Source organism: Stenotrophomonas sp. PD6, assembly GCF_049199305.1.
Taxonomy (GTDB): Bacteria; Pseudomonadota; Gammaproteobacteria; order Xanthomonadales; family Xanthomonadaceae; genus Stenotrophomonas.
On the sequence record NZ_JBLZQD010000004.1, the window covers coordinates 77977 to 98445 of the forward strand.

A 20469-nucleotide genomic window follows, 5' to 3' on the forward strand; every position below is an offset into this window, starting at 1 on the left:
GGCGCGCCGGTCGGCGGCGGTAGATCGCTTTGCGGCCGCTGCAGACCTACCGCGTCTGATCCTCGATCCGGATCAGTACGGATGCGATTTTCCGCAGGCCAATACATGGTTGTAGTCGCTGGACATGCACTGGTAGAACGCGCGCTTGTTGCCGTCCGCCGCTTCGCAGTCGGTGAGGGTGAGCTGCGGCAGCAACGCGCGCAATGGGGCGGCGGAGGCATTGAACTGCTCCGCCGGCAGGTAACCGCCCCGGACGTTCTTTTCGCCCACTTCCAGCATGGTTTCCACGCCGTAACGCGCGTTCTCCACGGCCTTGGCGCAGTTCAGTTCGGTTTCGCCTTCGCGCACCTTCAGCAGCTGCTGCGCAATCTGATCCGCATCGGCCACCGCGCGGTCGCGTTCACTGGGCGCCGATGCGGTTGCGTCGCCAGCGAACAGGGTCGGCGTCAACGCGAGCAGCAGGAGTGCGGGTGCGGCACAGCGGCGCATATGGGTCGGTAAGGCACTGGGGCTTGGCACGCTGTCGCTCCTTGAGGCGGTTGCCCGCCGTGGGCGCGGGGCTGAAACGCGATGATAACGCGCTCCGGAACAGGTAGGCTTGGCAGGGACGGAAGCAACGTCGGCGGCCAAGCGCCGATGCTCAGGGAGTGAAGGAGTATGTGGCGACAAATTGCAGCGGTGCTGGTGGTGGTGGGGTTGGTTACCGGGATCACTCATTACTTCAGGATTTCGTTCGTAGCCAAGGCCTCGTTCGCATTCGAGTCGGGTGATGTGATGGCGGCCATGCTCGGAATGTGGATAGCGCTGCTGGGTGGGCTCATTTCCAGACGCTACGGATTCGCCCTTGCCGTTGCCGGCACGTATCTCTTGATGTGCTGCTTGGCGGTGTACTTCATCAGCCGGTTCCTGGACGACGACTTTGCTGGCGCGTTCGCGTTGAACGGCTGGAATATCGCGGTCTACGTACTGGGCGGCATGCTGGGCGCCAGTGTTGGCGTGTTCATCGGCAGTGGCAGGCGACGCGCCCGAGAGCGCGTCCTGCCTGGAGCCTGATCAAGCGACGCTCCACTCAGCGCGTGCTGCCCGCCACCACGCCGCTGCCTTCGCTTTCCGTCGCGGCAAGCGCGCGCCACCACGGCGTGCCCGCATGCGGCGCGGCCAGGTCCAGGCGTTCGCCCATCACCGGTGTGGACAGGGCGATGCCACGTTCCGCCGCCAGCGCGGTGACCCGTTCGAACGGTTCTTCCCAGCGGTGCATGGCCAGGTCGAAGGTGCCGTTGTGGATGGGCACCAGCCACTTGCCGCGCAGGTCCTGGTGGGCCTGCACCGTCTGTTCGGGCTGCATGTGCACGAACGGCCACTTGGCGTCGTAGGCGCCGGTCTCGACAAAGGCCACATCGAACGGCCCGTAGCGTTCGCCGATGCGCTTGAAGCCGTTGAAATAGCCGGTGTCGCCGCTGAAGAACACGCGCAGGTCGTCGTCCAGGATCACCCAGGACGCCCACAGCGTGCGGTTGCCATCGCGGAGGCCGCGGCCGGAGAAATGCTGGGCTGGCGTGGCGGCGAAACGCACGCCGTCGATTTCGGTTTCATCCCACCAGTCGAGCTGGACCACACGGTCGCGCGGCACGCCCCAGTCGATGAGGCGGTCGCCCACGCCCAGCGGGGCCAGGAACACCTGCGCGCGCGTGGCCAGGTATTTGATGGTGGCGCGGTCCAGGTGGTCATAGTGGTCATGCGAGAGCAGCACGCCGCGGATCGGCGGCAGATCCTTGAGCGCGATCGGCGGCGCATGGAAACGCTTCGGGCCCATCCACTGCACCGGCGAGGCGCGCTCGGAGAACACCGGGTCGGTCAGCCACCAGCCACCGCGCAGTTTGATCAGCAGGGTGGAATGGCCCAGCCGATACACGCTGCGGTCCGGTGCGTCGGCCAGTGCCTGCGCGGTGAGCTGGCGCACCGGCGGTGCCTTGGGCGGGGTGGTGCCCGACGGGCGGTTGAACAGGAAGTCCCAGAACAGCTTGGCCATGGTGCCGACCGAATCCTTCGGCTTGGTGGCTACGTTGGTGAACTGGTCGTCGGCGCGTTGCGGCGAGTTTTCGTACGAGGCGATAGGCACGGTGAGGGTCATCCCGATCAGAACGGTGAGGGAGAAGGCGATGGCGAGTACAGGCAGGATGCGCATGCGTCTCCTTATTGGTGAGTGCCTAGGCACTCATTTATTGGTGGATGAAAATCAACGTTGAATGCCCTTCCAGAACAGGTCGAAACCGGCCTGCTGCAGGGCGTCGCGTTGGTCGGGCTGGGCGGCCATGGCCTCCAGGGTGGTTTCCAGCAGGGCAATCAGCACGCGGCCCAGATAGAACGGAAGACGCGCCGGGTCGATATGCTGGGCAAGGCTGGCTTCCAGCGTCTGCAGCGTGGTGCCGAACAGCCCCGCGCAATGGGTGCGGGTGCAGTCGGTGATGCGCTCGGATACCTTGAGCTGGCGCAGGGCCATACGGTCGACCGGACGCGCGGCGCCCCAGACCAGCAGGGCGTCCCATACATGCCGCAGCTGCTCGCGGACCTCGGCATCGGCGGGGAAGCTGCCGCCCACTGCCAGGGCCAGATGCTCCTCGAGGCGCACGAACAGCGCGTTGAGCAACGCGTCCTTGGTGTCGAAATAGGTGAACACCGTGCCCTCGGCGACCTTGGCCGCCTTGGCGATCTGCGCGGTGGACGCGCCCACGCCTTGAGCGGCCACCAGTTGGGCGGCAGCGGCCAGGATTGCATCGCGTTTTGCTTCGCTGAGGGGGCGGGCCATGACGGACTATAAGTGAGTGACCACTCATTTATAGGGCGCCCGCGGCGCGGATGCAAGAGGGTGCGCGATAGGGCAGGGCGGCCGTTCAGCTCGCCCGCCCTGGCCTGACAGACGCTCAGTTGGTCCGCATCGTCTCCAGTTCCTTGAGCCGCTTCATGGCGTCCTGTGCCTGGAGCAGGCTGTAGTTGATCCCGCTGGGGTTGAGCGAGCTGCCGGGTTGGTACGGGTAATCCGTGAAGTCCTGGAAGAAGGACTTGATCAGGCCCTGGATGGGCACCAGCAGCCACATCTGCTGGGCGAAGAAGCGGATCGCGCCGCCCCCTTCTTCCAGGCCGCGTTCGTAGGGGTCCATGCGCAGGTTGGCGATGATGGCCCAGGAAGTAACCTCGCGCGTCGCCGTGGCGATGTTCCCGTGGCTGGCGGAAGCGAAGCTCACCTTCCAGTCCTGGTAGCGGACGGCGTTGAGGTTGCCGCCCTGGTCAAAGTAATAGAGTGCGGCGCGCGGGCCCTTGTCGACCTTTCCATGGAAATAGGGGGAGAAGTCGTAGCCATCCAGGTGCACCTTGAAGGTCTTCTTTCTGGTCTTGAAGCCCTTCTTCATCTTGCCCACGACATCGTCCACCCCGGCCGCCGCGCACAGGGTGGGGAACCAGTCGATGAGCGAAATGATGTCGTTGTAGGCCGTGCCGGGCTCGATCACGCCGGGCCAGCGCACCATCATCGGAATGCGCATGCCGCCTTCCCAGGTGGTGCCCTTCTCGCCGCGGAACGGGGTCATGGCGCCATCCGGCCACAGCGCGATTTCCGCGCCGTTGTCGGTGGTGTACAGCACGATGGTGTTGTCGGCGACGCCGAGCTCGTCCAGATGATCGAGCAGCTGGCCGACATGACCGTCATGTTCGACCATGCCGTCGGCATGCAGTCCCTTGCCGCTGCGTCCCTCCGATTCCGGCTTGAGGTGGGTGAAGATGTGCATGCGCGTGGTGTTGAACCAGACGAAGAACGGCTCGTCGTTCTCCACCGCGTCGCCGATGAAGCGCTGCGCCGCGTCCAGGAATTCCTCATCCACGGTGGGCATGCGCGCCTTGTTGAGCGGGCCGGTGTCCTGAATCTTGCCGCCGGCATGCGAATGAATCACGCCGCGTGGACCGTACTTCTTCTTGAACGCCGGATCCTTCGGGTAGAAATAGCCTTCCGGCTCTTCTTCCGCATTGAGGTGGTACAGATTGCCGAAGAACTCGTCGAAGCCGTGGTTGGTGGGCAGGTGCTGGTCCTGGTCGCCCAGGTGGTTCTTGCCGAACTGCCCGGTTGCATAGCCCTCGGTCTTCAGTACGTCGGCAATGGTGGGCATCCATTCGGCAATCCCGTGCGGGTCACCCGGCATGCCGATGGTGAGCAGGCCGGTGCGGAATGGTTCCTGGCCGAGGATGAAGGAGGCGCGCCCGGCGGTGCAGCTCTGCTGGCCATAGGAATCGGTGAACAGCGCGCCTTCGTTGGCGATGCGGTCGATGTTCGGGGTCTGGTAGCCCATCAGCCCGCGGGTGTAGGCGCTGATCTGCGGAATGCCGATGTCGTCACCGAAGATGACGAGGATATTGGGCTTCTTTGCCTTGCCGGCCTTGGTGGGCTCGAGTGCCTTGGATCCCTTCTTCGGGGCCTTGGATGCCTTGGTTGCCATGGTGTCTTCGCCTGCGGGGGAGTGTGCGGGGAGAGCCGTGATCGTGACCCGGGGCGGAAGGCGGCGCATCGGTATTCCCTCGCGCGATCCGCTCAGTATTTTTGCGGTGCACGGGCCGCGCGCTCACGTTGCTGACTCTGCGTGCCGACGTTGCGCGCGGGACCGGTGCCGTCTATAAGGCGGTCAGGCATCTGTACGGGCATCCACATGGCGACCCACCCGCATAAGGCAGCACCTCAACCCGCAGCCAGTACGCCGCGCCTGCTGGCCGGCGGCAATCCGCAGATTCCCAAGGGCGAGGGCGATGCGCCGGTGCAGGCGTGGATCGCCGCGGTGCCGGACTGGAAGCAGGCCGCAGCGCGCCAGCTGGATGCCCTGATCGTCGGGGCCGTCCCGGGCGTGCGCAAGGCGGTCAAATGGAATTCGCCCCTGTACGCGGCGGGCGATGATGGCTGGTTCCTGAGCATGCATTGCTACGCGCGCTACATCAAAGTGGCCTTCTTCCGCGGCGCGTCGCTCGACCCGGTGCCGCCCGAAGCGTCCAAAAGCAAGGACACGCGCTACCTGCACGTGTTCGAGGACATACCGCTGGATGCCAGGCAGTTCACCCGCTGGGTGAAACAGGCCAGCCGGCTTCCCGGCGAGCGCATGTAGCGCATCGCCTTTCCCTCGATGACCAGGACACCGTCATGCCCCGAGCCAGCACCCCCAGCAAGCTCCTTGCCACCGCCGCCGACGGCCCGGTCGATGCCGCGCAGCAGATCGACGCGAAGATCGCCGCGCTCGACGATTGGCGTGGCACGACCCTGGCGCAGCTGCGCAGCATCATCCACAAGGCCGACCCCGACGTGGTGGAGACGGTGAAGTGGCGGGGCGTTCCGGTCTGGGAACACGACGGCATCCTGTGCACCGGCGAGACGTACAAGGCGGCCGTGAAGATGACCTTCGCCCACGGTGCCAAGCTCGACGATCCCGCCGGGCTGTTCAATGCCAGCCTGGAAGGCAACACCCGCCGTGCGATCGATGTGCATGAAGGCGAGAAGATCAATGCAACGGCGCTGAAGGCGTTGATCCGGTCGGCGGTGGCGTTCAATGTCGCCAAGGCAGGCGCGAAGAAACCGTCTGCGCGCTGAATCGCGCAACCCAGAATTCCACGCCTTTGCGGTAGCACCTGTCGTCAACATCGGCAAAGATGGTGCGCTGCACGATCGCCACGCGCGCCCGTGTACCCCCTTGGAACCTGGAATTGCCTGTGCTGAGTGTTGTTGGAGTAGTGCTTGCGCTGTATGTCGTCTGGCGGTTGATCTGGCCGCTGCGGGTGCCGGTCTCGGTCCGTGGGCCGCTGGGGTTGTTGGTGCTGTCGCTGGCGCTGCACCACCGGATCGTGGCCCGGTTCGCCGGCACGATGGCCTCGCCGGAGATTCCCAAGGCCGCGCTGGTGGTGCTGGCCAGCGGCTTCACCGCGCTGCTGCTGGTGGCGGTGTTCCTGCTGGTGCTGGACGGTCTGCTGCTGGGTGCCCGGCTGCTTCGGCTGCCGCGCGTTACCACGGCACTGCGCAGCGGCTGGCTGCGACCTTCCGCCGCCGGCGTGGCGCTGGTGCTGGGCGCCGTTGGCGTACAGCAGGGCATTGCGGTGCCGCAGCCGCGCCAGATTGATGTCGCCGTTGCGGGGCTCCCGGAGGCGTTCGACGGTTACCGCGTGCTGCAGCTTACCGACATCCACGCCAGCCGCCTGCTCACCGGCGACTGGGTGGCCAAGGTCGTGGACGAGAGCAACGCGCTGAAGCCGGACCTGGTTGTTATCACCGGCGACCTGGCCGATGGCAGCGTACGCGCCCGTGCAGATGACGTGCGCACGCTGGGCGAGCTGCAGGCGCCGGACGGTGTCATCGCCATTACCGGCAACCATGAGTACTACGGTCAGTACGCGCAATGGATGCAGGCGTTCCGCGCGCTGGGCATGCAGGTGCTGGAGAACAGCCACACCCAGGTCACGCGGGAAGGCGCGGTGCTGACCATCGCCGGCGTCACCGATCCGGTCGCCGTGAACTACGGGCTGCCGATGCCGGACCTGAAGGCGGCGCTGGCTGGCGCCGATCCGCAGGCGCCGGTGATCCTGCTCGACCACCGGCCCGGCGCGGCCGCGGCCAACGCCGCACAGGGCGTGAAGCTGCAGCTGTCCGGACATACGCATGGCGGCCATATCGTGGGCATGAACCAGTTGGTGAAGCAGGCCAACGGCGGCTATGTGTCCGGGCGCTATGACGTAGGCGGCATGACGCTGTATGTCAGCAACGGCGCCGGGCTGTGGCCGGGCTTCGCCGCGCGCCTGGGCGTCCCATCGGAGATCACCCTGATCACCCTGCGCCGCCCGTAGCGCCGGGCTCTGCCCGGCAGGTCGCAACGCCGGGCAGAGCCCGGCGCTACGGGCTGTCGGGCATACTCCAGGCATCGGCGGCGCCCGGCGTCGTCCCCAAGGAAGGTTCCGCCCTTGAAGCTGTTCCTGATCGTCTACGCGATCCTGCTGCCATTCAACGTGCTGGGCACGATCTTCGTCTGGCGGGTCCGCTACGGGCCGCCGTACCGGCGCGTGCTGAAGGTGTTGGCCATCTGGCTGGTGCCGTGGCTGGGTTTGCTGGCCAGTTGCGTGCTCACCGCGATCCATGTGCGCGGCGCCGGGGGTTCCCATGCCGGCGGCGACAGCGCCGTGGGCTATGCGGGTGACACCGGCAGTGGCGGCGGCGAGGGTGGCGGCAGCAGTGATGCCGGCTGCAGTGACAGTGGCGGTGGTGGCGGCGACAGCAGCTGCCACTGATCCTGGCCCCGCAGCGTTCAGGCCAACGCCGTGTCGCCTGGTGTGGTCGCCTGCACCAGCTCCGGCGCCAGGGCATGTGCCACGGCCATGCGCAGCAGTGCGGGGCTGATATGGCGGCGGTGCACGCCGTTGATCGCGGCCATGTACATTCGGCCGAAGGCGTTGTGGGTCTGCACGCGTGTGCCCAGCGACACCTTCACACCGCCGTCGTCCAGGCATTGCACGCGCACGCACGAGCGGAAACGCAGGTGGCGGTCGTCGGCACCCAGCAGCACTTCGGCACTGCGCTCGGCCGCATCAACGCGCTGTGCATGTACCGGGAAGCGCCCGGCAAACAGGGTGGTGCGGTCGCCCGACAGCAGCGACGACACCGGGCAGCCCAACGGCGAGGTGCGCAGTTGCAGCGGCGCGACCAGCACATTGCGCAGTGCCATCAGCCGACCCACGCTGGGCGGCGGGTTCAACACGAAGCCTTCCAGAACCATCTCCAGCAGGGCGCTTGCCGAGCGGCGGGGAGCGCTGTGCGGTGGCAGGGTCAGCGTGGCGTAGTCCTGGTGGCCGGCGTCCTCGGCCAGCGCTTGGCGCAGCAGTGAATCCGCCGGCGGCTCGGGCTGCGCCTGCACCGGGTAGTCCGCCGCGCGCCGCCCGACGTAGCCGTGGGCCGGGCGCAGCCGCGCCAGCAGCACGCGCAGCGGGCCGATCAGGTCGCGGGTGCGGGCGCAGAGACCGGCCAGCGCGGAGCGCGCCGGAGACTGCAGCGACAGGCTGATTACGGGCAGGCGCGACAGGTCCGTCTGTTCCAGCAACTGCTTCAATGCGGGCGGCAACACCTCGGTCAGGGTCGGAATGTCCGCACTGTCGGCGTCGATGCGCGCGCGCTGTTCGGCGGTGAGCGCGCCGCTGCGTTCGTTGGCATGGCACGACAGCGCGAACAGCGCAGGATGGCGCGGGTGGCGCGAGACGAACTGGTGCCAGGTGCCGCTGCCGAAGCGCACGGTGAACAGGCAATCCGGCGGGATGTCCACGCAGCGCAGCGCATGCACGAAGGCGGCGGGATCGCGCTGCAGCTGCGCGTCGGAGGCGGTGGAAAAGCGCAGCTGCGCGCCACCACTGCCGGCGATGGCGGTGAACATGCGCGGGCCGGCATGGCGATGGAACGGATGCCCCTGGCGGCCGACCGAGAACGAATACAGCGACGACGCGTCGTCGTGCGCCAGGTGCATGCCGCCCAGGCGCGCGGAGGGTTCGTCCAGTGCATCGACGAACGCCGGGTGGGCGGCCTGGCGGCGTCCGGCGTCGCGCAGCAGCTGGTCGCCGGCACCGATGCCGAGCTGGGTGATCAAGGCCACTTCAACCGGGCTGCCATCGCCAAAGGAGGGCAGGCTGATGCTGGGGAACGAACGACTCACGCGGTGGGTGTCCAGCATGCCGGTCTCCTTGTGGCAGGGGCTCAGGGTTACGAGGCAGGGGTGCGTTTGGCGCGGGCGCGGCTTTCGCGCTGCAAGGGGCCACCGACCGGACAGACTTCGGCCGCCCACGCGAACAGGGTATTGGCCAGGCGGTCGGGTACCTGGCGGAAGTACACGAATTGGCCGCGCTTCTCGCGCTCGATCAGCCCGGCATCCTCCAGGATGCGCAGGTGGCTCGACAGCGCCGGCTTGCTGAAGTCGAAGCGCTCGCCCAGCTCGCCGGCGCTCAGTTCGCCGCCGTTGAGGTAGGCCAGGATCTGCCGCCGGGCAGTGGAGGCAAGGGCTTCGAAGATGCGGTCCATGAGCCATCAATTAACTAATTCGTTAACTAACGATGCGCTGGCACAGCCACGCTGTCAAGTGTCGTCATGCCGCCACCGTCACCGTCACGTCATCTGCAGCGCTTACCTTGCGCGCACTTCAGGGGTAGGGCGGCAGAGTGGCCGAGCAGGCAAGAGGGCGGCTGGCGCGGATGTTCGTGGAACACGCGCCGGTGCTTCGGGGGTTCTTCGTGCGCCGGGGGGCGCGACAGGACGCCGAGGACCTGGTGCAGGAGACGTATCTGCGTCTGCTGCGTGCGCATGCGGGGCCGGGCGAGTCGATCGCCAACCCCGAGGCGTATCTGTTCACGGTGGCGCTGAACCTGGCGCGTGAGCAGGCCAGCCGCAGGCGTTGGTCGACCCTGCCGATCGAGGACATCGAACAGCTGGGCCACGGCCTGGCCAGCGGGGAATGCGTGGAAGACGCCGCCGAACGCGATCAACGCCGCCAGCGCCTGCAGGCGCTGCTGGCCACGCTGCCCGAACACACCCGCGCAGTGCTGGTCATGCAGTACCGCGACGGGCTGAGCTACAAGCAGATCGCCGAACGCATGGGCGTCTCATCGCATATGGTCAAGAAGCATGTCGTGCGCGGTCTTGCGGTTTGCCGCCGGGCCATGGCCGACGTGGCGGAGGCCCCATGAGCGCGCCGACCGAACATCCCACCGCGCTGACCCAGGCCGCGGCCCACTGGCATGCGCTGCAGCGCGAGGGCGATCTGGCCCCGGCGCAGCAGCGCGCCTTCATGGACTGGCTGCTGACCTCGCCCGAACATCTGCGCGAATACCTCGCCATCAGCCAGGTGGCCGGTGCGCTGGGCGATGCGCTGCGCACGATGCCGATCGACCTGGACGCCTTGCTGGCGACGCCGGCGCCGACCAGTGCGGGCAACAACGTGGTGGCGCTGCCGCTGCGCCGAGCGACGCCCCCGACACCGGCGTCGCCGCGACCGCGCCGCCGTCTGCCCGGCATGGCGGTGGCCGCCGCGCTGCTGCTGGCGCTTGGCATCGGCACGCCGCTGCTGTGGCCGCAGACCACGCATTACGTGGCCGCGCACGGCGCGCCCCGTCAGTTCACCCTGTCAGACCACAGCGTGGTGCACCTCAACGCCGACAGCGAACTGTCGGTACGGATGAGCCTGTTCGGGCGCCGGGTCGAACTGGAGCGTGGCCAGGCCAGCTTCGTGGTCGCCGCCGACCGCCGCCCGTTCGCGGTGCATGCCGGCGGCCTGCAGGTGACCGATATCGGCACCACCTTCGATGTTTCGCTGCTGCGCGAGCAGGCCCGCATCGCGGTGAGCGAGGGCCGGGTGCAGGTGCGCGGCGACGGCGGGCGCGGGCGCCTGCTGGCGGACCTGGCTGCAGGCAAGGTCGCGCAGGTGGACTATCGCGACCAGCGCGTGCAGCTGCGCGAGGAAGACGCCGCGAGCATGACCGCGTGGTGGCACGGCCGCATCGTGTTCCGCGATGAGCCGCTGCGCGACGTGGCGGACCGCTTCAATCGCAGCAACGCGCTGCGCCTGCAGATCAGCGACGAGGCCGGTGCGTTGCGGCTTACCGGCAACCTGCGTGGCGACGACGTCGCCTCGCTGCGCGCGTTCCTGGACCAGCAGCCGACGCTGCAGACGCTGCAGCGCGCAGACGGCATCCACGTGCGCATGCGCGAGCCCGAGGGGGCTGTCAAAAAAAATTCATCGAATTAGCGGTGCCCGATCCGCGCGCTGCGCCCTCGTAGTTTGGGAATGCAGGAACACACCTGTTCCGCGACCACCGCCATTCCCTAACTGGATATCACGATGCGCCGCACTCTGTTCCTTTCGATCGCCCTTGCCCTGCAGGTCACCGCCACCGCGGTGGCTGCCGAACCGGTCCGCCCCGCCACCGAGGCGATTGCATCGCAGCCGCTGGACATGGCCCTCAACGTCCTGTCGCGACAGACCGGCCTGCAGTTCGTGTACAGCGCACAGGTGGCGGGCAACCTGCGCACGCCTGCGGTACCGGCCGGCCTGTCGGCAGACGCCGCGTTGGCCCGTCTGCTCGCCGGCACCGGCCTGCGCTACCGCTACCTCAATGCCACCACCGTGACCATCGAGAGCGAGGCCGCTGCGACCGCACCGGCCACCACCAGCGTAGAACCGGCAGGCGTGGTTGACGCTGCCGGCGCGCCGCTGGTTGCCGAGGCCGGTGCAGGCGCGGGCCCGCAGAACCTGGAAACCATCCAGGTCATGGGCAGCTACAGCCGCAGCCTGGAACAGGCGGTGGACCTCAAGCGCGCCAACATCGGCTTCTCCGACTCCATCGTGGCCACCGACGTGGCCGACTTTCCGGAACAGAACCTGGCCGAAGCGCTGCAGCGCGTTCCCGGCGTGACCATCGAGCGCAGCAAGGGCCTGGGCACCAAGGTCAACGTGCGCGGCCTGCCGTCGGAGTACACGTATGTGTCGATCAACGACCTGGCCACCGCTTCGGGCAGCGGCGGGCGTGATGTGGAGTTCGACATGTTCGCCTCCGAGATCATCCAGCAGGTGACGGTGCAGAAGTCCCCGACGGCGGCGGACGAGGAAGGCGGCATCGCCGGGTCGGTCAAGATCACCACCGCGCGGCCGTTCGATTACAAGGAGCGCAAGCTGGTGCTGTCGGCCGAAGGTGCGCACAACAGCATCTCCGAGGAAGTGGACCCGCGCTTCGCGTTCCTGGCGGCCGACACCTGGGGCGACTGGGGCGGCCTGGTGTCGTATTCGCAATCCAAGCGCACCAACCGCACCGATTCCACTTCGGGCATCAACTTTCGCCCGATGTCGCGCTTCCTGGGCGCCTCCGGTACCCGGGGCACCCAGGCCCAGGCGGTGCTCGCCCGCGACGCCGGGGTGAACATCGTCAACCGCAACAACACCGATGAGACCAACCTGGTGGTGTTCCAGGACAAGGTCGGCGACCGCGTCTACCTCAACGAGCAGGACAAGTGGGGCGCCACCGCGTCGCTGCAGTACAAGCCCAGCAGCAGCTTCAGCCTGACCTTCGATGCGATGCTGGGCGGCTACGACTCCACCGAAGACGAATACGATGCGGCCGCCTACTCGGCCTCGAGCCGCAGCACGCTGGGCACCATCCACGAATACGACGCCAGCACGCTGTCCGAGTACGGCATGGTGGTGCTGCGCGATGTCTCCTATACCGCGACCCAGCACGAGATGCTGAGCAAGGAACGCATCAACAAGACCGACTACAGCCAGTACAGCGTGGCAATGGACTGGAAGGGCCAGGACTGGTACGTCGATGCGATGGCCGGCTATTCCGGCGCGGAGAAGACCTCGGACTTCTCCAACCTCAAGCACGTGGCCTATGCTCCCTCGCGCACCCGCTGGACCGGTCGCAGCGGCGAGACCATTCCCAGCACGCCGGGTGGCTTCGACATGTACAACGCCTCGGACAAGTATCTGTTCGAGGCCTATGAGACCACGCTGGAGAACGTCGACGACGACAAGTATGCGGCGCAGGTCAACGTCACCCGCATGCTGGACCTGGCCTTCCTGCCGGCCCTGCGCGACGTGAAGTTCGGCGCGCGCTACACCGACCGCTCCAAGCAGCGCCAGTATGGCGAGCTCAAGATCACCGGTCCCAGCGCGGGCAGCAGCGCGTGGGTCAACACGCGCACCTTGGCCGACAGCCCGTTGCAGTCCATCGGCGACATCGTGCCGGGCGGCAACTACACCATCAAGGACCTGGACTGGCAGCAGGTGTCCAACGACTACGCCCGCAGCGCGTTCCGCTACGACGGCTTCTACACCCCGTTCGACGCCGGCCAGTTCTACCAGGTCGATGAGAAGGTGATGAGCCTGTACGCCATGGCCGACATCGCCTTCGACATTGGTCAGGTGCCGGTGACGATCAACGCCGGTGCGCGCTATGTCGATACCAGTGTCACCTCGTTCGGCTACCACCCGATCCAGCGCCCGGACGGCAGTACCGGTTACACCGATACCCCGGTGTCCAAGGACGGCAGCTATGACGATCTGCTGCCCAGCTTCAACATGACCGCCGAGCTGTCGCAGGGCCTGCTGCTGCGCGCGGCGGCCTCCAAGACCATGATGCGCCCGGCGCTGACCGACATCGCCTACAAGCGCACCGCCAGCTGGAGCTCGTACCGCTTCACCGACGGCAACCCGGAGCTCAAGCCCACCTATGCCAAGCAGTGGGAAGTGGGCCTGGAGAAGTACCTGGACAATGGCGCGCTGTTTGCCGCGTCCTACTTCCGCAAGAACATCGATGGCGTGGTGATCAACTCGCTTACCGGCGTGGTGCAGGACGTGGCGGTGTATAACGCCAACGGCACGCTCAACGGCATCTTCGACTTCGACGTGTACCAGCCGGTGAACGCCAAGGGCTCCTACCAGGTGGACGGCGTGGAACTGGTGGCGCAGCTGCCGCTGGGCATGTTCCACCCGGTGCTGGAAGGCTTCGGCGTGAATGCCAACTACACCGTGCTGGACAGTTCCCTGGCCGGCGAGTCGGACCTGGGCATCCGCACCCCGATGCCGGGCCTGGCCGAGAAGACCTGGAACTTCACCGCGTACTACGAGAACGACCGCTTCGACGCGCGCGTGTCCTACAACCACAAGGACGAGTACGTCGAATCGATTGGCTATGACATGTACCCGATCTGGCGCGATGCCTACGGTCAGATGGATGTGTCGATTGGCTACCGGATCACTGACAACATCAAGATCAGCCTGAAGGGCATCAACCTGACCAACGAGATCACCAGCGGCTACACCATGGATCCGTCGTTCCCGACCATGTACGAAGCCTCGGGTCGCCGCATCAGCCTGGGCCTGCGCGCCGACTTCTGATCGCCCGGCGGGCGCTGCCCGCTACGCGCACGCTGCGTGCCGCCTTGCATCTGGTCACGACCAACGGTCGTGACCGGATGCCTGCCGACAGCGAGCCCGGTCAACGAAAGGAACTCCGTCATGTACCACTTGTTTCTGCTGGCGCTGCTCGCGGCGCCGGCCATTTCTCCTGCTGCCGACATCGACGACGGCCGTGAGTGGCAGCCCGGCGACCACCATGTACACAGCGAGTGGAGCGTGGACTGGGACCGCAGCACCATGCCGCCCACGCCGGTCCGCGGCGGCGACTCATCCTATTCCCGCACCCGCAATGCCGAACAGGCACGCCACTTCGGATTGCGCTGGATGGTGCACACCGACCACGGTGGCCCCGGTCATTCGACGGTGACCCGCGACCATGCCTACCCGGCGCTGTTGCTGGCACGGAAGGCGGTACCGGAGGTCATCCAGTTCAACGGCATGGAATTCGACGTGCCGGCCGGCGAGCATGCCTCGCTGATCATCGCGCCGGGCCCGCAGGAGGGCGAGCAGTTGTTCGCGATCGAGCGGGATTACAGCCGCGGTGAACCGCTGCAGGACGGCAGTCGCGATACCCACCAGCACATGCTGGATGCGCTGGCGCATATGCGGGCGTTGCGTCCGTTGCCGCTGATGCTGATCAACCACCCCTCGCGTACCGCAACCGGGGTGGGGCAGTGGGGTGAGGTCGAACCGACGGAGTTGACTGCCTGGCATGACGCCGCGCCGCAGGTGCTGGTGGGCATGGAAGGCGCCCCCGGGCACCAGGCCACCCGCACCGAGCGCGGGCTGTACCGGAATGTTGCCGCGCCCACGTTCGGGGGCTTCGACCAGATGACCACGCAGGTGGGCGGGGTGTGGGACCAGATGCTTGCCGCCGGCACGCACTTCTGGATCACGGCCAGCTCGGATTCACATGTGAACGTGCGCGACGGTGGGAGCGACTTCGACCCGGGCGAGTACAGCAAGACCTATGTATGGGCACGTCCGGAGGCCGATGACATTCTCGGGGGCGTGCGCGCGGGCCGCATGTTCGCGGTGACCGGCGACCTGATCGACGCGCTGGAGCTGACGGTGCAGGCCGCCGATGGGAGCAGCGCGGTAGGGCGGATGGGCGATACGCTCGCGCTTGCAGCGGGTACGCCGATGCGGGTGCAGCTGCGCGTGCGTGCACCGGAAGGGGCGAATGCGGCTGGGCAACATCCGGCGTTGCGGCAGATGCAGCTGATCGTCGGCAGTGGCGATGGAAAGGATCCGCAGATGCAAACCCGGCGTTTCACCGCGAAGGAGTGGCAGCAGGACGGCGCGTGGTACCAGGTGTCATGGGCGCTGCCCGCACCCGCCGGTGGAGCCTTCGTGCGCGCCCGTGGCAGCAGCACGGACGAGCCCACGCCGCTGGCCGACATCCAGGGTGAAGATCCCTGGCAGGACCTGTGGTTCCATTCCAACCCGGTGTTCATCGCGCGCTGAGGCGGTTCACTGCCGTGAACGTTATGGCAGGGCGCCTGCACGACCCGGTCACGGGCGCCCGCCGACGCTTGTGCGACACATCCACCGCGGACCCTGCCGATGACCACGCTGACCCTGCACGACCTGGCCAAGAAAATGGCCGGTATCGACTTCGCCATGCTGCAGACCTTCGCCCCCAATCACGAGATCGCGGGGCGACCCATGAGCAACAACGGGGATGTCGACTACGACGGCGACAGCTGGTTCTTCGCGCTCGACAGCACCGACATGGTCCGCGAACTGCAGGCCGAGCCCAACGTCGCCCTGAGCTTCACGGGCAGCAAAGGCCTGCTCGGCAAGCCGCCGCTGTTCGTGTTCGTCCAGGGCAAGGCGCGGCTGGTGCGCGACAAGGAGGTCATGCACGACCATTGGAAGAAGAGTCTCGAGCGCTGGTTCGAGCAGGGCGTGGACACCCCCGGGCTTGTCCTGATCCACGTACACGCGCACCGCATCCATTACTGGGACGGCGAAGACCAGGGCGAGATCCAGGTCTGAGTGCGCCGCCGTGCCTGCCGGTTCCACCCCCTTGGTCGGATGCGCCGGATGGTCCATCCCGGGGCGTTACGCAGCCCTGTTCGGGCCCGGCGAGAGCATGCTGGCGCGATACGCCACCCGCTTTCCGGTGGTGGAAATCAATTCGTCGTTCTACCGGCCGCACAAACCCGGAACCTACCAGCGGTGGGCAGCGAGCGTTCCGCCTACCTTCCGCTTCTCGGTGAAGCTGCCCCGCGCCATCTCGCACGATTCGGGTCTGGTTGGGGTAGGGGCGCTGCTCGACCGCTTTCTAGCGGAAACCGGCGCACTCGGCACTGCGCTGGGCGGGCTGCTGCTGCAACTGCCGCCTTCGCTGGTATTGGATGCGCGTAGCGCCTCAAGCTTCTTCCGTGCGCTGCGCCGGCGCAGCGACGTGCCGCTGGTCTGCGAGCCGCGACATGCCAGCTGGTTCACCGCCCATGCCGACGCGTTGCTCCTGCGCTACGGCGTTTCGCGCGCCGCCGCCGATCCACCGCGCGTTTCCGCTGCCGCCACGCCAGGGGACGGTTCAACCTGGCAGTACTGGCGCTGGCACGGCGCGCCACGCATGTATTACAGCAACTACGAAGACGCCTCCCTGAGCGCGCTCGCCGCGCAGGTGCGGCAGCAGCGCACCGGCAACCGTGCCCCCTGGGTGATCTTCGACAATACCGCGCACGGCTTCGCCATTGCCAATGCGCTGCGGCTGCAGGAAGTGGCCGCCGATGCCTGAAGGCCCCTCCATCGTCATCCTGCGCGAGGCGGCAGCAAAGTTCCGCGGCAAGACCGTGCGCCTGGCCACCGGCAACAGCAGCCTCGACCTCACCCGGATGGAGGGGCGCCGCGTGGTCGCGCTCCGCAGCTGGGGCAAGCACTTCCTCATCCGGTTCAGCAGCTTCAGCCTGCGCGTGCACATGCTGATGTTCGGCAGTTACCGCATCGACGAACGCAAGCCGTCGCCACCGCGTGTTTCGCTGCAGTTCGACAATGGCGAACTCAACATCTACGCCTCGTCGGTGAAATACATTGAAGGTTCGCTGGACGACACGTACGACTGGCGCACGGACGTGATGAATGATGCCTGGGACCCGCGGCTGGCCCGGCGTCGGCTTAAACTGCAGCCGGACACACTGGTCTGCGACGCACTGCTGGACCAGAACCTGTTCGCCGGGGTCGGCAACATCATCAAGAACGAAGTGCTGTTCCGCCAGCGCGTGCACCCCGAATCCACCGTGGGCGATCTGCCGCCACGCGTGCTCGGCAAGGTCATCGCCGACGCCCGGGTGTACAGCTTCTGCTTCCTCGAGTGGAAACGTGCGTTTGAGTTGCGCAAGCACTGGCAGATCCACACGAAGCGGACCTGTCCCAACTGCGGCGGACCCGTGTCGAAGACCTATCCAGGCAAATCGCGCCGGCGCACCTTCTTCTGCCCGAACTGCCAGGTCCGGTACTGATCAGCCCATTGGCTCAACACGGGTGAAGAGGGGGGCAGTGGCCGGTCCTGTAGGATGGGGCCGTCCCACGCCGTTACGCGCGTCCTGCGCGGCCGTGTTCCGGTCGCCCGCTTCGCTCCCCTTTTCGAGCCGTCCGTCAGTGCTGATGGACCGGCTTTCCGTGTTTCATGGAGCGCACATGCCGGGCTATACCACCCGCATTCTCACCATTCCTGTCGGGGGCCACGACTTCCGCATCCGGGCCCTCAGCGACCTGCAGCAGTTCGCCGACCCCACCGGCCGCGCCGAGCGCGCCGGTATCCATTCGTCGTTGTGGAGCCTGTTCGGCCAGATCTGGCCGGCCGGACGCGTATTGGCCGACGCCATGAGCCAGTTCGACATCGCCGGCAAGCGCATTCTCGAGCTGGGGTGCGGCTTGGGCCTGGCCAGCCTGGTGCTGGCCCAGCGGGGCGCCAACATCGTGGCCAGCGACCATCACCCGCTGGCCGAGTCCTTCCTCGCCTACAACGCCGGCCTCAACGACCTGCCGTCGGTGCACTACCGCGATCTGCCGTGGGAGCTGCCCGATGCGACGCTGGGGCGGTTCGACGTGATCATTGGCAGCGACGTCCTGTATGAGCGCAGCCACGGCATGCAGATCGCCGCCATGATGGAACGGCACGCCAAGCCCAGCGCGGAGCTGCTGATCACCGATCCGGGACGCGGCAACCTCGGCGGGTTTTCGCGCGCGATGACCACGCAGGGCTATGAGGTGGAGGAGCTCAGCGGCTTCGGTGAAGAGGAAAGCACTTCCCCGGGGCGCGGGCGGTTGCTGCGCTACGCCCGCACCGCGTAACAACGCGCCACGCGTGTCCCTACGATGACATCGCCTGCAGGTCGCCTGTCGTAGGCTCTGAACCCATGACCAACCCATCCCCGGCCACGCCGACCCGCTCCATGATCATTGCCGGCCTGTCCACGGTAGTGGAGTGGTACGACTTCACCCTGTATCTCTACCTGGCCACGGTGCTGTCCCGGGTGTTCTTCGGCGGTGGCGAAAGCGCCTTGCTGGCCACCCTGGCGGGGTTTGCGGTGTCCTACCTGATGCGCCCGCTCGGTGCGCTGTGCTTTGGCCATCTGGGCGACCGCTTCGGCCGCCGCTACATGCTGCTGGCGTCGATGGCGCTGATGACCGCGGCGATGCTGGCCACCGCGCTGCTCCCCACCTTCGACAGCATCGGCGCCAGTGCCGGCGTGCTGCTGTTGCTGCTGCGCTGTGTCATGGCGTTCTCGGTCGGCGGCGAATACACCGGGGTGGTGGCCTACCTGCTGGAAACCGCGCCGCCCCGCCGCCGGGGACTGGTGACCTCGCTGGCCTCGGCGGCCAGCGAGATGGGCGCGCTGCTTGCGGTCGCGCTGTCGGCATTGACGGTCGCGCTGCTGAGTACCGCGCAGCTTGATGGCTGGGGGTGGCGGATTCCCTTCCTGGTCGGTGCGGTGCTGGCCGGGGCGATCCTGCTGGCGCGTTCCACCATGCACGAATCGCCGGAGTTCGAGCGGCAGCAGGCGGAAGGGACGGTGCCCACCTCGCCAATCCGCGATACCTGGCGATTTCATCGCGCGGCCGTCGCGCGCACCTTCGCGATCTCCGCACTGGGCTCGATCACCTACTACGTCGGCATCACCTATGTACCGGCCTTCCTCGGTTCTGCCGGTGGCATCGGCGAATCGCAGGCGCTGTGGCTGTCCACCGTGGCGGCCGTGGCCGTCATCGGCGTGACGCCGCTGGCCGGCGCGCTGTCGGACAAGGTCGGGCGGCGACCGGTGCTGATCGGCCTGGCGGTGTTGTCGGCATTGCTGCCGTTGACCATGTTCGGGCTGATGGCGAAGGGAAGCGTCGTGCAGATCGCCGTGGCGGCCGTGGTGCTGGCCTGCCTGGCCGGCGGCGTCAGCGCTGTTGCGGCACCGGCCACCGCCGAACAATTTCCCGGCGAGGGCCGGCTCAGCGGCCTGGCGCTGGGGGTGACCATGGCCACCGCATTCTTCGGCGGCGCCACCCCGCTGCTGGCCGAACTGCTCGTGCGCCACACCGGCTGGGCGGCCGCGCCGGGCGCCATGATCGCCGCCGTAGCGCTGCTGGTGCTGCCGGTCCTCTGGGGTCTGCGAGAAACCCGCCCAACCTGACGGTAGCGGCCGCGCGGCGGTAGAGCCACCCCATGGGTGGCTGCGTTGTGCCCACCGAAGCGCAGCAGCCACCCATGGGGTGGCTCTACGGTGTTTCAGGTACCGCCTTCCGTCGGCAACGGGGCGGGCACGTTCAACAACCCGCCTGCCGCCACATACGCCGCCAACGCCTGCCCCTGGCTCAGCAGATGCCGCTCCATCGTGCGCTCCGCACCCTCGGCATCTCGCTGTCGGAAGCACTCCATCAACTCACGATGCTCCGCCAGCGACTGCGCCGTGCGCCCCGGCGTCAACAACTGCCGCCCACGGTGCATCTTCAAAATGCGATGCAGATCGTGCGTGATCCGGATCAGCCACGGATTGCCCGCGTAATGCTGCACCGTCTCGTGAATCAGATAATTGTTGCGGTAGTAGTCCGCGATATTGCCCGCCGCCGCCGCCGCTTCCATCGCCGCATGCAGCGCTTCCAACTGCTGCACACCGGCGTCGTCGATATGCTTCACCGCCTCATGCGCGCAACGGCCTTCCAGCATCGCCATCACCGGGAACAGCTGGTTGAGGTCCTCCAGCGTCAGCCGGGTCACCCGCGCGCCACGCCCCGCATCGATCTGCACCAGCCCCTCGGCCGCCAGCAGCTTCAACGCCTCGCGCAGCGGCGTACGGCTGATGCCCAGCTCCTCGCAAAGCCCCGGCTCATCGATCCACTCCCCCGGCGGCAAGCGGTAGTCATAAATGCGCTCACGCACATGCTCTGCCACCTCTTCATAAAGAGGCGCGCGCTTTTTCGAGGAACGTGGGGCGGGAGCAATGGCCATGGTTAGATTGTATTCGCTCTTTTCATCGGCCACCGACACCTTGTCAAAGGCGGGTCGGGG

Annotated in this window: 21 protein-coding genes; 14 read left to right on the forward strand and 7 right to left on the reverse strand. The window is 67.0% G+C overall.

The features are described 5' to 3' along the window. Positions 1–72 precede the first annotated feature (72 nt). A complete protein-coding gene (locus ACOZHM_RS08025) occupies positions 73–519 on the reverse strand; it encodes a hypothetical protein (protein ID WP_421568720.1) in 447 nt (148 codons plus the stop codon). Between the two features lie 138 nt (positions 520–657). On the opposite strand from ACOZHM_RS08025, the gene ACOZHM_RS08030 reads away from it, so the two are divergent. Further along, a complete protein-coding gene (locus ACOZHM_RS08030; protein ID WP_421568722.1) occupies positions 658–1053 on the forward strand; it encodes a hypothetical protein in 396 nt (131 codons plus the stop codon). A 16-nt stretch (positions 1054–1069) separates the two neighbouring features. On the opposite strand, the gene ACOZHM_RS08035 is transcribed toward ACOZHM_RS08030, so the two are convergent. From ACOZHM_RS08035 to ACOZHM_RS08045, 3 genes are all read right to left on the reverse strand, one after another. Next, positions 1070–2185, reverse strand: a complete 1116-nt coding sequence (locus ACOZHM_RS08035; RefSeq protein ID WP_421568724.1) for an MBL fold metallo-hydrolase — start codon at positions 2183–2185, stop codon at positions 1070–1072. A gap of 51 nt (positions 2186–2236) precedes the next feature. Further along, positions 2237–2806, reverse strand: a complete 570-nt coding sequence (locus ACOZHM_RS08040; RefSeq protein ID WP_421568725.1) for a TetR/AcrR family transcriptional regulator — start codon at positions 2804–2806, stop codon at positions 2237–2239. A 115-nt stretch (positions 2807–2921) separates the two neighbouring features. Next, entirely contained in the window at positions 2922–4484 is a 1563-nt protein-coding gene (locus ACOZHM_RS08045) for an arylsulfatase (RefSeq protein ID WP_421568726.1), read from the reverse strand. A 207-nt stretch (positions 4485–4691) separates the two neighbouring features. On the opposite strand from ACOZHM_RS08045, the gene ACOZHM_RS08050 reads away from it, so the two are divergent. From ACOZHM_RS08050 to ACOZHM_RS08065, 4 genes are all read left to right on the forward strand, one after another. Further along, entirely contained in the window at positions 4692–5138 is a 447-nt protein-coding gene (locus ACOZHM_RS08050) for a DUF1801 domain-containing protein (RefSeq protein WP_421568727.1), read from the forward strand. A gap of 35 nt (positions 5139–5173) precedes the next feature. Continuing rightward, on the forward strand, positions 5174–5617 hold the full coding sequence (locus tag ACOZHM_RS08055; RefSeq protein ID WP_421568728.1) for a DUF1801 domain-containing protein: 444 nt from the start codon (positions 5174–5176) through the stop codon (positions 5615–5617). Between the two features lie 119 nt (positions 5618–5736). Continuing rightward, positions 5737–6861: a metallophosphoesterase gene (locus ACOZHM_RS08060; protein WP_421568983.1), complete on the forward strand. Its 1125-nt coding sequence runs from the start codon at positions 5737–5739 to the stop codon at positions 6859–6861. Positions 6862–6975: 114 nt separating this feature from the next. Continuing rightward, positions 6976–7299, forward strand: a complete 324-nt coding sequence (locus ACOZHM_RS08065) for a hypothetical protein (RefSeq protein ID WP_421568729.1) — start codon at positions 6976–6978, stop codon at positions 7297–7299. Positions 7300–7316: 17 nt separating this feature from the next. Here ACOZHM_RS08065 and ACOZHM_RS08070 read toward each other — a convergent pair whose 3' ends face one another. Beyond that, the gene (locus ACOZHM_RS08070) at positions 7317–8726 is read right to left on the reverse strand and encodes a DUF2867 domain-containing protein (protein ID WP_421568731.1); all 1410 of its coding nucleotides are present in this window, start codon (positions 8724–8726) and stop codon (positions 7317–7319) included. 29 nt (positions 8727–8755) lie between these two features. Further along, positions 8756–9070, reverse strand: a complete 315-nt coding sequence (locus ACOZHM_RS08075; RefSeq protein ID WP_421568732.1) for a metalloregulator ArsR/SmtB family transcription factor — start codon at positions 9068–9070, stop codon at positions 8756–8758. Between the two features lie 170 nt (positions 9071–9240). Here ACOZHM_RS08075 and ACOZHM_RS08080 point away from each other — a divergent pair, with 170 nt between their 5' ends. The 9 genes from ACOZHM_RS08080 (at position 9241) to ACOZHM_RS08120 (ending at position 19594) form a co-directional block, all read left to right on the forward strand. After that, positions 9241–9732: an RNA polymerase sigma factor gene (locus tag ACOZHM_RS08080; RefSeq protein WP_421568734.1), complete on the forward strand. Its 492-nt coding sequence runs from the start codon at positions 9241–9243 to the stop codon at positions 9730–9732. Next, a complete protein-coding gene (locus ACOZHM_RS08085) occupies positions 9729–10790 on the forward strand; it encodes a FecR family protein (protein ID WP_421568735.1) in 1062 nt (353 codons plus the stop codon). The genes ACOZHM_RS08080 and ACOZHM_RS08085 overlap by 4 nt, the downstream gene beginning before the upstream one ends. 93 nt (positions 10791–10883) lie before the next feature. Next, positions 10884–13937, forward strand: coding sequence for a TonB-dependent receptor (locus tag ACOZHM_RS08090; protein WP_421568737.1), 3054 nt, complete (start codon positions 10884–10886; stop codon positions 13935–13937). Between the two features lie 120 nt (positions 13938–14057). Beyond that, positions 14058–15425: a hypothetical protein gene (locus ACOZHM_RS08095; protein ID WP_421568739.1), complete on the forward strand. Its 1368-nt coding sequence runs from the start codon at positions 14058–14060 to the stop codon at positions 15423–15425. Between the two features lie 99 nt (positions 15426–15524). Beyond that, positions 15525–15959, forward strand: a complete 435-nt coding sequence (locus ACOZHM_RS08100; protein WP_421568741.1) for a pyridoxamine 5'-phosphate oxidase family protein — start codon at positions 15525–15527, stop codon at positions 15957–15959. A 97-nt stretch (positions 15960–16056) separates the two neighbouring features. After that, entirely contained in the window at positions 16057–16710 is a 654-nt protein-coding gene (locus tag ACOZHM_RS08105; RefSeq protein WP_421568742.1) for a DUF72 domain-containing protein, read from the forward strand. Then, positions 16703–17431 (forward strand): DNA-formamidopyrimidine glycosylase family protein, encoded by a 729-nt coding sequence (locus ACOZHM_RS08110; protein ID WP_421568743.1) that lies wholly within the window; start codon positions 16703–16705, stop codon positions 17429–17431. The genes ACOZHM_RS08105 and ACOZHM_RS08110 overlap by 8 nt, the downstream gene beginning before the upstream one ends. Positions 17432–17609: 178 nt before the next feature. Then, positions 17610–18266, forward strand: coding sequence for a class I SAM-dependent methyltransferase (locus tag ACOZHM_RS08115; RefSeq protein ID WP_421568744.1), 657 nt, complete (start codon positions 17610–17612; stop codon positions 18264–18266). A gap of 65 nt (positions 18267–18331) precedes the next feature. After that, the gene (locus ACOZHM_RS08120; protein WP_421568746.1) at positions 18332–19594 is read left to right on the forward strand and encodes an MFS transporter; all 1263 of its coding nucleotides are present in this window, start codon (positions 18332–18334) and stop codon (positions 19592–19594) included. A gap of 95 nt (positions 19595–19689) precedes the next feature. Here the strand turns inward: ACOZHM_RS08120 and ACOZHM_RS08125 are convergent, their stop codons facing one another. Next, positions 19690–20409, reverse strand: a complete 720-nt coding sequence (locus tag ACOZHM_RS08125; RefSeq protein WP_421568984.1) for a GntR family transcriptional regulator — start codon at positions 20407–20409, stop codon at positions 19690–19692. Positions 20410–20469: the final 60 nt, after the last annotated feature.